This window comes from Aeromonas sp. FDAARGOS 1405, from assembly GCF_019048265.1.
In the GTDB taxonomy this organism is placed as follows: domain Bacteria; phylum Pseudomonadota; class Gammaproteobacteria; order Enterobacterales; family Aeromonadaceae; genus Aeromonas; species Aeromonas veronii_A.
In genome coordinates, this window is the sequence record NZ_CP077311.1 from 792,501 (window position 1) to 805,763 (window position 13,263).

Annotated in this window: 12 protein-coding genes (1 of these 12 cut by a window edge); 7 read left to right on the forward strand and 5 right to left on the reverse strand. The window is 60.8% G+C overall.

Translation table 11 applies throughout. From position 1 onward, the window contains the following. Together rapA and rluA are read left to right on the forward strand one after the other, a co-directional pair. Nucleotides 1-2,233: the 3' portion of an RNA polymerase-associated protein RapA gene (gene rapA / locus I6L35_RS03775; protein ID WP_216979578.1), read on the forward strand. It extends 635 nt beyond the left edge of the window; the window shows 2,233 of its 2,868 coding nt (coding positions 636-2,868); the start codon falls outside the window, past its left edge; the stop codon is at nucleotides 2,231-2,233. A gap of 115 nt (nucleotides 2,234-2,348) precedes the next feature. After that, the gene (gene rluA, locus I6L35_RS03780) at nucleotides 2,349-3,005 is read left to right on the forward strand and encodes a bifunctional tRNA pseudouridine(32) synthase/23S rRNA pseudouridine(746) synthase RluA (protein WP_216979579.1); all 657 of its coding nucleotides are present in this window, start codon (nucleotides 2,349-2,351) and stop codon (nucleotides 3,003-3,005) included. 60 nt (nucleotides 3,006-3,065) lie between these two features. Here the strand turns inward: rluA and I6L35_RS03785 are convergent, their stop codons facing one another. From I6L35_RS03785 to treR, 5 genes are all read right to left on the reverse strand, one after another. Then, nucleotides 3,066-3,254, reverse strand: coding sequence for a hypothetical protein (locus I6L35_RS03785; RefSeq protein ID WP_005336040.1), 189 nt, complete (start codon nucleotides 3,252-3,254; stop codon nucleotides 3,066-3,068). A gap of 120 nt (nucleotides 3,255-3,374) precedes the next feature. Beyond that, nucleotides 3,375-3,974, reverse strand: a complete 600-nt coding sequence (locus I6L35_RS03790; protein ID WP_216979580.1) for a sugar O-acetyltransferase — start codon at nucleotides 3,972-3,974, stop codon at nucleotides 3,375-3,377. A gap of 3 nt (nucleotides 3,975-3,977) precedes the next feature. After that, on the reverse strand, nucleotides 3,978-5,639 hold the full coding sequence (treC, locus tag I6L35_RS03795; protein WP_216979581.1) for an alpha,alpha-phosphotrehalase: 1,662 nt from the start codon (nucleotides 5,637-5,639) through the stop codon (nucleotides 3,978-3,980). Between the two features lie 67 nt (nucleotides 5,640-5,706). After that, complete coding sequence (treB, locus tag I6L35_RS03800) at nucleotides 5,707-7,137, reverse strand: PTS trehalose transporter subunit IIBC (protein ID WP_216979582.1); 1,431 nt, start codon at nucleotides 7,135-7,137, stop codon at nucleotides 5,707-5,709. Nucleotides 7,138-7,328: 191 nt separating this feature from the next. Continuing rightward, a complete protein-coding gene (gene treR / locus I6L35_RS03805; RefSeq protein ID WP_144716009.1) occupies nucleotides 7,329-8,276 on the reverse strand; it encodes a trehalose operon repressor TreR in 948 nt (315 codons plus the stop codon). 137 nt (nucleotides 8,277-8,413) lie between these two features. Here treR and I6L35_RS03810 point away from each other — a divergent pair, with 137 nt between their 5' ends. The 5 genes from I6L35_RS03810 (at nucleotide 8,414) to I6L35_RS03830 (ending at nucleotide 13,152) form a co-directional block, all read left to right on the forward strand. Then, nucleotides 8,414-9,364 carry an AEC family transporter gene (locus I6L35_RS03810; protein WP_216979583.1) on the forward strand — a complete coding sequence of 317 codons (951 nt, stop codon included), beginning with the start codon at nucleotides 8,414-8,416 and terminating at the stop codon, nucleotides 9,362-9,364. A 164-nt stretch (nucleotides 9,365-9,528) separates the two neighbouring features. Further along, nucleotides 9,529-9,723: a heavy-metal-associated domain-containing protein gene (locus I6L35_RS03815; RefSeq protein WP_005357810.1), complete on the forward strand. Its 195-nt coding sequence runs from the start codon at nucleotides 9,529-9,531 to the stop codon at nucleotides 9,721-9,723. 130 nt (nucleotides 9,724-9,853) lie between these two features. After that, nucleotides 9,854-10,912, forward strand: coding sequence for an L-asparaginase 2 (ansB, locus tag I6L35_RS03820; protein WP_216979584.1), 1,059 nt, complete (start codon nucleotides 9,854-9,856; stop codon nucleotides 10,910-10,912). Nucleotides 10,913-11,175: 263 nt separating this feature from the next. Next, on the forward strand, nucleotides 11,176-12,468 hold the full coding sequence (locus I6L35_RS03825; protein ID WP_005336050.1) for a hemolysin family protein: 1,293 nt from the start codon (nucleotides 11,176-11,178) through the stop codon (nucleotides 12,466-12,468). An 18-nt stretch (nucleotides 12,469-12,486) separates the two neighbouring features. Beyond that, entirely contained in the window at nucleotides 12,487-13,152 is a 666-nt protein-coding gene (locus tag I6L35_RS03830; protein WP_005336051.1) for a DedA family protein, read from the forward strand. Nucleotides 13,153-13,263 lie beyond the last annotated feature (111 nt).

Genomic DNA, 13,263 nt, shown 5'->3' on the forward strand with positions numbered 1-13,263 from the left:
CCAATGGCTGGTCGAAATGCTGCGCCGTTTCAACCTGCACTTCTCCCTGTTTGACGAGGAGCGCTGCATCGAGGCGTTTGCCGATGCGGAGAACCCCTTCGAGACCGAACAGCTGGTGATCTGCAGCCTCGACTTCCTGCGCAAGAAGCGTCGTCGCTTCGAGCAGGTGCTGGAAGCCGAGTGGGATCTGCTGGTTGTCGACGAAGCCCACCATCTGGAGTGGAGTGAAGAGGCGCCGAGCCGTGCCTATGAAATGGTGGAAGCACTGGCCGAACAGGTGCCGGGCGTGCTGCTGCTGACTGCGACACCGGATCAGCTGGGCCACCAGAGCCACTTTGCCCGTCTGCGCCTGCTCGATCCCGAACGTTTCTACGACTACGAGGCTTTCCTCGCCGAGGAGCAGGCCTATGGTCAGGTCGCCAGCGCCGCACAAGAGCTGCTGGATGGCGAGACCCTGAGCGATGAAGCCAGACAGATCCTCGCCAGCCAGCTGGAAGGGTTGGACTTGAGCGATGCCGCAGCTCGCCAGCAGGCGGTCGCCAAGCTGCTAGACCAGCATGGCACCGGCCGGGTACTGTTCCGCAACAGCCGCGCCAATATTCAAGGCTTCCCCGAGCGTCACCTCAACGTCTACCCCATGCCGCTGCCGGAGCAGTACAAAACTGCCATCAAGGTGATGGGCATGATGGGTGGTAACGGTGGCGATCTGCAGACCCGTGCCCTGCGCTACCTCTATCCCGAGAAGATCTTCCAGCAGTTCGAAGGCGACAACGCCACCTGGACCCAGTTCGACCCGCGCGTAGAATGGTTGCTGGAGCTGCTGCTCTCAGCCCGCCAGCAGAAGGTGCTGGTGATCTGCTCCGAAGCGGCGACCGCCATCGCGCTGGAAGAGGCGCTGCGTACCCGTGAAGGGATCCGTGGTGCCGTGTTCCACGAAGGGATGTCGATCCTCGAGCGGGACAAGGCCTCCGCCTATTTCGCCCAGCAAGAGGGTGGCGCCCAAGTGCTGCTCTGCTCCGAGATCGGTTCAGAAGGACGCAACTTCCAATTTGCCAGTCATCTGGTGCTGTTCGATCTGCCGCTCAATCCGGATCTGCTGGAACAACGTATCGGCCGACTGGATCGTATCGGTCAGCAGAATACCGTCGAGATCCACGTTCCCTATCTGGAAGGGACTGCCCAGCGCGCCCTGCAACTCTGGTATCACGATGGTCTGGACGCGTTCGAGCAGACCTGCCCGACTGCCCGCCCGGTATTCGAAGCGGTACGTGAAGAGCTGTTCGAGCTGCTGGCCGCCAACACCGGCGATCAGGCAACCCTCGAGGCCCTGCTGGTCAAGACCCGCGAACTGCACGAGCCGCTCAAGGCCCGACTGGAGCAGGGCCGCGATCGCCTGCTGGAGATCCACTCCAGCGGTGGCGCCGCCGCCCAGCAGCTGGTCGACAAGCTGGCCGCCGAAGATGACGACACCGGCATGATCTCCTTTGCCCTCAAGATGTTCGACGAGATCGGCGTCAATCAGGATGACCGTGGCGAGAACGCGCTGGTGCTGACTCCCGGTGATCATATGCTGGTTTCCAGCTTCCCAGGCCTGCCGCAAGATGGCATGACCATCACCTTCGATCGCAACACCGCCCTGTCGCGGGATGACATGGCGCTGCTCTCCTGGGATCACCCCATGATGCGCGGCGGTATCGACCTGATCCTGGGCTCCGAGATCGGTGCCACCTCGGTCGCACTGCTCAAGAACAAGGCGCTGCCCATCGGCTCCATCCTGCTTGAGCTGATCTTTGTCGCCGAGTCTGCGGCCCATCCCCAGCTCTACCGATTCATGCCGCCGACGCCAATCCGTCTGCTGATGGACAAGAACGGCCAGAATCTGGGTGATAAAGTGGCGTTCGATGCCTTCAACCGCCAGCTGACTCCGGTCAATCGCCACCTCGGCAGCAAGCTCGTGACTGCATCCCAACCGGTAATCCACGGTCTGATTGGCAAGGGCCAGGCCATTGCCGAAGAGCTGAAAGCCGGGATTGTCGACAAGGCCCGCGCCCAGATGGCGCAGACCCTGCAGCAGGATCTGGATCGTCTGGAAGCACTCAAGGCGGTCAACCCGAACGTGCGCGACAGCGAACTGGATTATCTGCGCAATCTGCAGGCAGAATTGCACCACCTGATCGATCAGACCCAACTCAAGCTGGATGCAATCCGCTTTATTGTGGTTACCCATAACTGACAAGGTACCGACCGACAGCGGCCAGACCCAGCTCAAACTGGATACCCAAGGCCGCTTTGTCGTGGTTACCCATAACTGATGGGGGCTTGCCCCCACCTTCTGATGCGAGACATTTATGTTTGAATACTCACCGCCTCTGGAACCCTGGCTCGATATCCTGTTCAAGGACAAGGACATCATGGTGGTCAACAAGCCCACTGGCCTGCTAAGCGTCCCCGGGCGCGGCCCCGAGAATGAAGACAGCGTCCTGCATCGGGTCAAACAGCAGCACCCCAAGGCGGCGGCAGCTCATCGCCTCGACATGTCCACCACAGGCGTCATTGTCATTCCCCTCAATCCCAACTCTCATCGGGAGCTGAGTCGGCAATTTCGCGAGCGGGAGACCGAGAAGCACTACCTCGCCTGGGTGTGGGGTGAGCCGGAGGCAGTGTCGGGTCAGGTTGACCTGCCGCTCTGCGTCGACTGGCCCAACCGCCCGAAACAGAAGGTGGATCACGAGGAGGGGCGTCACGCCCTGACCCTGTGGCAGAAACTGAAGGTGGAGAACGGCAACAGTCTGATCAAGCTGACCCCCATCACAGGTCGCTCGCACCAGTTGCGCGTCCATATGCTGGAGCTGGGGCACCCGATCCTGGGTGACAACCTCTATGCTCATCCGGATGCGCTGGCGGCCGCGCCCCATCTCTACCTTCATGCGGCCAGCCTGACCATCAGCCACCCCCGCAGTGGCGAGCGGATGACCTTCGAGGCGCCAGCTCCTTTCCCGGTCTAATCCCGCAAATCGCAGAGATAAAAAAGCCCCCATCGCAAGATGGGGGCTTTTTCATTAGGGTCAGACGCGAATATCGATCTTGCTTCCCAGAGAAGCGCTGGCCGATGTCGGTGCAACCGGCGCTGATTGCGCTGCGTTTTGCAGCAGCTTCAGCGCAGCTTCGCCCTCTTGGGTCTGCTGTTTCTTGGCCAGACTGGCCGTCATCAGAGCAGAACCAAACGACGCATTTGCAGAACTTGATATATCCATAGGGTTCCTCCTGCACTCAACAGTATCGGCCAAGCGGCCCCGAACATAAGCACTGAATGCAAAACAATCTGACAGTTGCTTTTCTATCAATCAGATAGCACTAGCATTCATGGCCCCTGTTCACCGCTGGATGACGCCTTCAAGCTCCTGTGCCGTCATCGCCCGAAGCACCTTGCAAGGGTTGCCAGCTGCCACCACGTTGGCGGGCACATCTTTGATCACCACCGAACCGGCGCCGATGACGCTGTTGTCACCGATAGTGACGCCGGGGCAGATGACGACGCTGCCGCCAATCCAGACGTTGTGGCCGATCCGCACTGGCTTGCCGAACTCGACACCCCTGATGCGTGGCGCCACCGCCACCGGGTGAGCGGCGGTGTAGATCTGCACCCCGGGCGCCAGCAGCACGTTGTCGCCGATGTGTACCTCGCAGACGTCGAGGATGGTGCAATTGACGTTGGCGTAGAAGTTCTCGCCGACGAAGATATTGGCACCATAGTCGCAGAAGAACGGCGGATTGATGGCGCACTCCTGGCCGCGGCTACCGAGCAGCTCGTGCAGCAAAGCATCCCGCGCCGGTTTCTCCTGCCAGCTGGTGTTGAAGGTGTGATAGAGCCTGCGGCAGCGCTCGCGCGCCGCTTTCAGCTCGGGATCGCCCGCATCATAAGGCTCCCCCGCCACCATCTTCTGCCACTCGGCACCACGCACCACCTTCTCCATTACCTACTCCATCAGCCAGATCAGGGATTCATAAGGGCGCAGCATACCCGATTGCGGTTGGGCCGGGCTATCCAAGTAGTTGCCGAGCAGCAGCCGACCTTGCCCGCTTTGCAGCTCGGCAGGCAAGGCAAACTCCACCGGCTCGCCGTAGAAGTTGCTCACCACCAGCAGGGTCTGACCGTTGGCACGGCGGGCATAGGCCCAGATCTGCGGGTGCCCGGTCAGCAGCTCCTGATAATCCCCCTGAGTGAAGATGGGGTGCGCCTTGCGAAGGGCGATGAGATCCCGATAGTGCCAGAACACCGAGTGCTGGTCGGCCAGCGCCGCCTCGGCATTGATCTCGGAATAGTTGGCGGCTGGCTTGAGCCAGGGCGTCCCTTGGGTGAAACCGGCATTGGCCGCAGCGCTCCACTGCATCGGGGTGCGCGAGTTGTCGCGGGACTTGGTACCGAGAATGGCGAGGATCTCGGCCTCGTTCATCCCTTCCGCCTGCTTGATGGCGAAGATGTTGCGGCTCTCCACATCCTGATAGTCGTTAATGTGCTGATAGCCGGGGTTGGTCATGCCGAGCTCCTCCCCCTGATAGATGTATGGGGTGCCTTGCAGGCCGTGCAGCGTGCTGGCCAGCATCTTGGCGGCCACTACCCGATGCTCGCCCTCATCGCCGAAACGGGAGACGATGCGAGGCTGATCGTGGTTGCACCAGAACAGCGCCGACCACCCCTTGCCGTGCATGCCGCTCTGCCAGTGGTTGAAGATGCGCTTGAGTTCGAGGAAATCGAACGGCGCCTTGGTCCACTTGTCGCCGTTGGGGTAATCCACCTTCAGATGGTGGAAGTTGAACACCATGGAGAGCTCGGAGCCATCGAGGGCGCCATAGCGCTGGCAGTGCTCCAGCGAAGTAGAGGACATCTCCCCCACCGTCATGGCTCCCACCGGGGCAAACACGTCGCGGCTCACGTCCTGCAAAAATTCGTGGATGCGCGGCCCGTCGGTATAGAAGCGGCGGCCATCGCCAATCTCGTCGTTCGGGAACGCCTGATCCTTGGAGATGAGGTTGATGACGTCGAGGCGGAAACCATCCACCCCCTTCTTGGCCCAGAAGTGGATGATGTTTTTCACCTCGGCGCGCACCGCCGGATTTTCCCAGTTGAGATCCGCCTGCTCGCGGGCAAACAGGTGCAGGTAGTACTGACCGGTAATCTCATCGAGCTCCCAGGCGCTGCCACCAAACTTGGATTGCCAATTGTTGGGCACGCCGCCATCCACCGGATCGCGCCAGATGTAGTAGTCGCGGTAGGGGCTGTTTTTATCACCCAGCGCCGACTGGAACCAGGCGTGCTCGGTGGAGGTGTGGTTGACCACGATATCCATCACGATGCGGATGTCGCGCGCGTGGGCGGCGGCCAGCAGCGCCTCGAAATCAGCCATGGTGCCGTAGGCGGGGTCGATGGCGTAGTAGTCGGCGATGTCGTAGCCGTTGTCCACCTGCGGCGAGACGTAAACCGGGGTCAGCCAGAGGGCATCGACCCCCAGCGTCTTGAGGTAGTCGAGGCGGGCCATGATCCCCTTGAGATCGCCGGTGCCACGGGCGCCGGAATCCTGAAAGCTCTTGGGATAGATCTGGTAAATCACGGCGCTCTGCCACCAGGGTGTTTGGCTCATGGCTCTTTCTCTTGTCACAAATTGAAAAGGGAGAGGGCGACCCGTTGGGTCGCCCTGACAATCAGATTCAGGCGCTGGCTTCGGCCAGCTTGCCGGCTGCTTGCTGGCGCTTGTAGACCAGCAGGGTCAGCACCACCGGCACCACGATGGCGACCAGCATGGCGAGGGAGTAAACGGCCCAGTATTGCGGCTGGATGGAGAGGATGCCCGGCAGGCCGCCTACCCCGATGCCGTTGGCCATCACCCCGGCGAAACCGCAGATGAGGGCCGCAAGGCTGGAGCCCACCATGGCGCACAGCATGGGGAACTTGTACTTGAGGTTGATACCGTACATCGCCGGTTCGGTCACCCCGAGGTAGGCGGAGATGGCGGCAGGTACCGAGATCTCCCGTTCGTTCTCCTTGCGGCTAATCAGAATGATGCCGACGACCGCAGAAGCCTGGGCGATGTTGGAGAGGGCGATCAGCGGCCAAATCGGGGTGCCACCCATGCTCTGCATCAGTTGCAGATCCACCGCGTTGGTGGTGTGGTGGATGCCGGTGATGACCAGCGGCGCATAGAGGAAACCGAACAGAGCGGCACCGATAGGGGCGAAGGAGCCGGTCATGGCGGCCTTGGCAGCGAAGCCGACGCCCTCACCAATCCAGCGGCCGAACGGGCCGATAAAGGCGTGAGCCACGATCACCGCCAGCAGCAGCGAGACAAATGGCACAATCACCAGATAGAGATAGGCCGGAATGATCCGCTTGAGGTTGGTCTCTACCCAGGCGAGGAAGACACCCGCCAGCAGCGCCGGAATGACCTGCGCCTGATAACCCACCTTCTGGATCACGAACAGGCCGAAGTCCCACACCTCGGGAGTCTGCTGACCAATGCCGTAGGCGTTCATCAACTGCGGTGACACCAGCGTTACCCCCAGCACAATACCGAGGATCTCGGAGCCGCCCATCTTCTTCACTGCAGACCAGCAAACACCGACCGGCAGGAAGTGGAAAATCGCCTCGCCCAGCAGCCAGAGGAAGGCGTGTACCTGAGCCCAGAACTGGCTGATCTCGGTGAGGGTGTGAGTGCCATCGTCGAACATCTTGATGTCGCCGATGACGTTGCGAAAGCCCAGGATCAGACCGCCGGTGATGATGGCGGGCAGCAACGGTACGAAGATCTCCGCCAGATGGGAGATGCCCCGCTCCAGCGGGTTCATGTTCTGGCGAGCCGCCTGCTTGGCGGTCTCCTTGCTGCCACCGCTGACGCCGAGCTGTTCGGTCAGCGCCTTGTACCACTGCTCTACCTCGTTACCGATCACCACCTGGAACTGACCGCCCTGGGTGAAGCTTCCCTTCACCGCCGGGATGGTCTCGATGGCCTTGCTGTCGGCCTTGGCCGGATCGTTCAGGACGAAGCGCAACCGGGTCAGGCAGTGGCTGACGGTGGCGATGTTCTCCTTGCCGCCGATCTTGTCGATCAGGGTGGCAAGCTGCTGTGCGTTGATCTTGGACATGGGTCTTCCCTCTGTGACGCCATTGAATAGTGGTCTGTATCGCCCTTTTGAGCCAGTCTGTCGGCCGGAGCGTTTTGGTATCGTTCCCATTTAGCATGCCGACAATCTGGCCAGATCGAAATGGGAACGTTCCCAATTCGTGGCTAGCGTCACAAAAAGCGCACTTTTTGTTCAGTCTGAAGTGATGGGGCTCACAGGGTTCGGCAGGGGGCGATAGTCACCAGCGGAGGCTGATCCTGCTCAATCTGACCGAGCAGCTGACGCGCCGCCTGCTCCCCCGCCCCCTTGTAGCCAAGATCGAGACTGAGGGCGTTGGGAAAGAGGAAGCTGAGCATGGGGTTGTTGCCAAGGCCGGTCACCAGCACCTCGCTACGCCCTTGTTCTTGCAGGTATTTTGCCGCACCGATGGCGAGGGTGTCGCTGGCGCAGACCAACGCCTGGGTGGAGGGCGTCAGCAGCTCGGCCGCCAGCCGGTAGCCGCTCTGCAGGCTGAGATCGCCGAGGGCGCTGCACGGGCGCAACCCTTGCTCTGCGCAGTAAGCGAGATAGGCGTCGAGGCGGCGCTGGCCGGTGGTGAGATCCGAGGCATCAACCCCCAGATAGGCGATGTCGCGGGCGCCACGGCTTGCCAGCTGCGCCAGCATGGTGCGCACCGCACCGGCGTCGTCGAAGCAGACCGAGGAGAAACCGGGATATTCACGGGCGACCAGCACCAGCTTCTCTTTCAGCGGCGCCATGGCGGCATAGTCCAAGTCATTGAAGGCGAAAAGGATAATGCCATCCACCCCGCGCCGATCCAGCACCGCCAGATGCTCCTGTACCTTGGCGGGGGAGAACTTGCTCTCCATCAGCACGGCATCGTAGCCACGCTGGTAGAGGGTCTCCAGCATGCCGCGCACCGCCTGATTCTCCGAGCTGGAGTCGAGCCGCGAGACGATGATCCCCACCACCTGCTGGCTCTGGCTGCGCATGGCACGCGCCGACTTGCTCGGCACGAAGCCATGTTCGGCGATGATCTGCTCCACCCGCTCGCGGGTCTCCTGCTTCACCTTGGGATCCTGATTAAGCACCCGGGAGACGGTAGACTTGCCGACGCCACTCAGTCTGGCGATATCGAGAATGGTCAGTTTCTTGTCCATGAATTGGCTCACAGGAGGCTAGGCGATGGAATTGCCCACATTGTTGTGATTAACCCCTGTGAATACAAGCCCATGGCGTTAGAATGCCCTTTTTGCCCCGCCGTCAGGGTGTGTGGGCACAGCACAGGACGCCCATCATGGATCTGCTGGCCAGTCTGCTCTTCTCCCTCTCCATCACAGGCCCCATCTGCGTGGTGCTGCTGCTCGGCATCTTGCTCAAGCGGCTGGGGCTGCTGCCGGATCCCTTTACCGAATCCGCCTCGCGACTGGTGTTTCAGGTCACCCTGCCCGCTCTGCTCTTTCTCAGTATTCTGGGTACCAACTTCGCCACCATGCCGAGCCTCTGGTTTATCGGCTATGGCCTGCTCGCCACCGTTATCAGCTATCTGGTGCTGGAGCTGCTGGCCGGACGTTTTATCGGGGAGCAGCGACTGCGCGGCATCTTCGTGCAGGGGAGCTTTCGCGGCAACAGCGCCATTATCGGGCTCGCCTATGTGCAGAACGCCTATGGCCACGAAGGGTTGGGGGCGGCGGCCTTCTATGTCGGCGCGGTGACCGTGCTCTACAACATTCTCGCTGTGATCACCCTCACCCGCAGTCTCGGCGGTGCCACCGGTATCCGCCCCATTCTGCTCGGCATCATCAAGAATCCGCTCATCATCGCCATTGTGGCGGCGCTGCCGTTTACCCTGCTCGGTATCAAGATGCCGCAACTGCTGCTCACCACCGGCAGCTACTTCGCCAACATGACGTTGCCGCTGGCGTTGCTCTGCACCGGCGCCTCCCTCAGTCTCGGCGCCCTGCGCGGCGGGGCGGCGCTGACCGGCTGGGCCAGCGTGATGCGGCTCTGCCTCATTCCAGCGGTGTTCACTCTGGGAGCAGCCCTGCTCGGCTTCAGCCATCTGGAGCTCGGCATCCTGTTTCTTATCAGCGCCACCCCGACTGCCGCCGCCAGCTATGTGATGACCCGCGCCATGGGGGGTGACAGCGTGCTGGCAGCGAACATCATCGCCACTACCACCCTTGGATCGCTGGTTACTACCAGCCTCGGGGCAACTCTGATGAATTACCTCGGTCTTATGTACTGACCCTGCCCGAGGAAACTGCCAACCTCATCGCCACCACGAACCTTGGCACCCATACACCGGCAGGGAGCCATCCTGATGAACTATCTGGGTCTTATGTACTGACGGCTTGACCTTGCCGGAGGCGGCAGCTTTAGGCTGGCGCTCATCAACAGAGGAGATATTCCATGACCATCGAACTCACAGTGTCCGGCATGTCCTGTGGTGGCTGCGCCGCCAGTCTGCAAAAAGCCCTGCTGGCCCAGCCTGCAGTCACTACCGCGACCGTCGATTTCGCCAGCAGCAAGGCCGTCATCGAGAGCGAGCTGAGCAAGGCCGAGCTGATCGCCCTGATCGAAGCCAAAGGTTTCTCTGCGAGTTAAATTATCTCTATAGAGGTATAAAGCAGGTTAAAAATCTGTACTCACCTGTCTTTTGGTGAGTTTTATCACAGACCCAGGTTATTAAACGGGCAAACTTGCTGCGATTATTCCAACCATAAGGATTTGCAGCATGACCCTACCGATCCGCAAGACCCTGCTCGCCGCCGTCGTCGGCCTGACCCTCTCCCCCATGGCCATGGCCCTGCCCAACGTCCATATTCTGGCAACCGGCGGCACCATTGCCGGGGCAGGCCAGTCGGCTACCCAGTCCAACTACGAGGCTGGCAAGGTGGCCATCGAAACCCTGATCGCCGCCGTGCCCGAGATGAAGAACGTGGCCGATGTGCAGGGTGAGCAGGTGGTGAAGATCGGCTCCCAGGACATGAACGACGAGGTGTGGCTCAAGCTGGCCAAGCGGGTCAACGAGCTGCTGGCCAAGGATGACGTGGATGGCATCGTCATTACCCACGGCACCGACACCATGGAAGAGACCGCCTACTTCCTCAATCTGACCGTCAAGAGCGACAAGCCGGTGGTGCTGGTCGGCGCCATGCGCCCCTCCACCGCCATGAGTGCCGATGGCCCGCTCAACCTCTACAACGCCGTAGTGACCGCCTCCGACCCCGCCTCCAAGGGCCGTGGCGTCATGGTGGCGATGAACGACACAGTGCTGGATGCCCGCGACGTCACCAAGACCAACACCACCGGGGTGCAAACCTTCGCCTCCCCCAACTTTGGCCCGCTCGGTTACATCCACAACGGCAAGATCGACTATCAGCGCAGCCCGGCCAGTCTGCACACCAGCAAGACGCCGTTTGACGTGAGCAAGCTCGACAAGCTGCCGCAAGTCGGCATCGTCTACAGCTACGCCAACGCCACCGACTTGCCGGCCAAGGCGATGGTGGATGCCAAGTTCGACGGCATCGTCAGCGCCGGGGTGGGCAACGGTAACCTCTACCACACCCTGTTCGACACCCTGGCCAAGGCGAGCAAGGATGGCATCCGCGTCGTGCGCTCCGCCCGCGTGCCGACCGGCGCCACCACCCTGGATGCCGAGATCGATGATGCCAAGTACGGCTTCGTGGCCTCCGGCACTCTCAACCCGCAGAAAGCGCGGGTGCTGCTGATGCTCTCCCTGACCCAAAGCAAGGATCCGGCCCAGATCCAGCGCTGGTTCCAGCAGTTCTGATAAAGGTTTTCTGACAAGTAATAAGCAAGGGCGGGACTTCCCGCCCTTTTCCATCCTGCATGCAATGCCACTTCGCCAAGCACCCGCCTCACCCATTACGTCGTTTGGCGAGGTCATCCTTCCCTTTTCCGGCCATCTTTTTCAGCCACCGCAGAGCGCTGTCATCAAATTAGCGAGCCGGATCACCCGCTTTCACAAGCACATCGCCGCCAAATTCATTACACTGCCAGCGATCTTATCCACTCAAGGAGTGCTGTTGCTGTATGGAAATATTGATCCTGCTGGGATTGATTTTGCTTAATGGCGTCTTCGCCATGTCAGAAATCGCCATCGTCACCGCACGCAAGGCTCGCCTCGGCAAGCTTGCTTCTGAAGGCAACCGCTCCGCCGCCATTGCCCTCAAACTGGGCGAAGACCCGACCCATTTTCTCTCTGCCGTCCAGATCGGCATTACCAGCATAGGTCTGCTCAACGGTATCTACGGCGAATCCCTGCTGGCCCAGCCCTTCTCCCTCTGGTTGCAGGAGTGGGGACTCCCCGCCAAGAGCAGTGGCCTGATCGCCACCATCATTGTGGTGGTGGTGGTTACTTATCTCTCCATCGTGGTGGGGGAGCTGGTGCCCAAGCGGCTGGGCCAGCTCAATGCCGAGCGCATCGCCTGTCTGGTGGCCCGCCCCATGCACTGGCTCGCCACCCTGACCCGCCCCTTCGTCTGGCTGCTGTCGGCCTCCACCAATGCCAGCCTGCGGCTGCTGCGGGTCAACCAGAATGGCAGCGCCAACGTTACCGAGGAGGAGATCCACGCCATGCTGGTGGAGGGCTCTGAAGCTGGGGTGATCGAGGATCATGAACACACCATGCTGCGCAACGTCTTCCGTCTCGACGAGCGCAGCCTCTCCTCCCTGATGGTGCCGCGCAGCGATATCCGCTATCTGGATCTGGCGCTGCCGCTGGAGACCAACCTGCAGCGGCTGGTGGAGTATCGACACAGCTATTTTCCGGTCTGCGACGGCAACCTGTCAGAATTGGTGGGTATCATCAATGTCAGCAAGGTGCTGCACGCCTATATCAAGGGGGAGCCCATCGATCTGGCTGCCCTGACCCAGGAGGGTAGCCTGCTGCCCGAGACCCTCAACGGCGTCGAGCTGCTCAACCACTTCCGCACCCACAGCGAACAGATGGCGCTGGTGGTGGACGAATATGGCGAGCTGCAGGGACTGGTCACCCAGCAGGATCTGCTGGAGGCGCTGGCGGGGGATTTCCAGCAGGAGGATGGCGAGGACAACTGGGCCTTCCGGCGCGCCGACGGCAGCTGGCTGCTCGATGGCCTGATCCCGCTGCCAGAGTTGAAGGACTGTCTGGAGTTGGTTCGTCTGCCAGAAGAAGAAAAACATCACTATCACACCCTCGGAGGGCTTATCATGCTGCTCCTTGGTCGTGTTCCACAAACCGGAGACCTGGTGACACTGGAACAGTGGCAACTGGAAATTGTTGACATGGATGGCCTGCGCATCGACAAGGTGCTCGCCATGCCCTTGACCGATCAACCCAGCTAACCTGCGGAGTTTGCAAGTATGGAGCAGTTTTACCAACTGGCTCACGCCTTTATGAATCACGATCTGAACACACTTTCCGATCCCAAGATGGCCTTCATGATCTGTGGTGTGATTCTGACGTTTCTGGTACTGGAAAACGGATTCATCCCTACCGCCTTTCTGCCCGGTGACAGCCTGCTGATCCTCACCGGCGTACTCATCTATCAGGATGTGTTGTCTCTCGGGGTGATCCCGCTGTTGATCATGGCCACCTTTGTCGGCACCTGGCTCGGTTACATGCAGGGGCGCTTTCTCGGCCACACCCAGCTCTACCATCGGCTGATGTCCCATGTGGAAGAGCGACACCAGCAGAAGGTCTACCACCTGCTGGACAAGTACGGGATCATCACCCTGATCACCGCGCGCTATATCGCCTTCGTGCGCACCGCCTACCCCTATATCGTGGGAGCTACCGAGCTGCCCCAGGGGCGCTTCCTCATCGTCAATCTGATCAGCTCCATCATGTGGATCTGCCCGCTGGTCGGGTTTGGCTACTACCTGAGCCACACCAAGCTGGCCGCCGAATACCAGACCCAGTTCTTCAACATCATCATCTATCTGCCGGTGGCCCTGCTGCTGGGTGGCATGGTGGCGCTGGTCTGGCGCTGGATCAGCAAACGCAGGGCTGCGCAGCCGCGGGATTGACCCCTCGCCCAACGCCCGACCCGAAAGCCCTCGCCAGAGGGCTTTTTTTGATCGCCAATTTTGCGCAAATAGCAGAAATAGTCCCGCTCGGCCCTTGTAAAGCCGGGGTAA

Coding starts and splice junctions, on each gene's coding strand:
- treB (WP_216979582.1), bottom strand. CDS start 7,137: ATGTCCAAGATCAACGCACAGCAGCTTGCCACCCTGATCGACAAGATC.
- I6L35_RS03830 (WP_005336051.1), top strand. CDS start 12,487: ATGGAGCAGTTTTACCAACTGGCTCACGCCTTTATGAATCACGATCTG.
- treC (WP_216979581.1), bottom strand. CDS start 5,639: ATGAGCCAAACACCCTGGTGGCAGAGCGCCGTGATTTACCAGATCTAT.
- rluA (WP_216979579.1), top strand. CDS start 2,349: ATGTTTGAATACTCACCGCCTCTGGAACCCTGGCTCGATATCCTGTTC.
- I6L35_RS03785 (WP_005336040.1), bottom strand. CDS start 3,254: ATGGATATATCAAGTTCTGCAAATGCGTCGTTTGGTTCTGCTCTGATG.
- I6L35_RS03825 (WP_005336050.1), top strand. CDS start 11,176: ATGGAAATATTGATCCTGCTGGGATTGATTTTGCTTAATGGCGTCTTC.
- treR (WP_144716009.1), bottom strand. CDS start 8,276: ATGGACAAGAAACTGACCATTCTCGATATCGCCAGACTGAGTGGCGTC.
- ansB (WP_216979584.1), top strand. CDS start 9,854: ATGACCCTACCGATCCGCAAGACCCTGCTCGCCGCCGTCGTCGGCCTG.
- I6L35_RS03790 (WP_216979580.1), bottom strand. CDS start 3,974: ATGGAGAAGGTGGTGCGTGGTGCCGAGTGGCAGAAGATGGTGGCGGGG.
- I6L35_RS03815 (WP_005357810.1), top strand. CDS start 9,529: ATGACCATCGAACTCACAGTGTCCGGCATGTCCTGTGGTGGCTGCGCC.
- I6L35_RS03810 (WP_216979583.1), top strand. CDS start 8,414: ATGGATCTGCTGGCCAGTCTGCTCTTCTCCCTCTCCATCACAGGCCCC.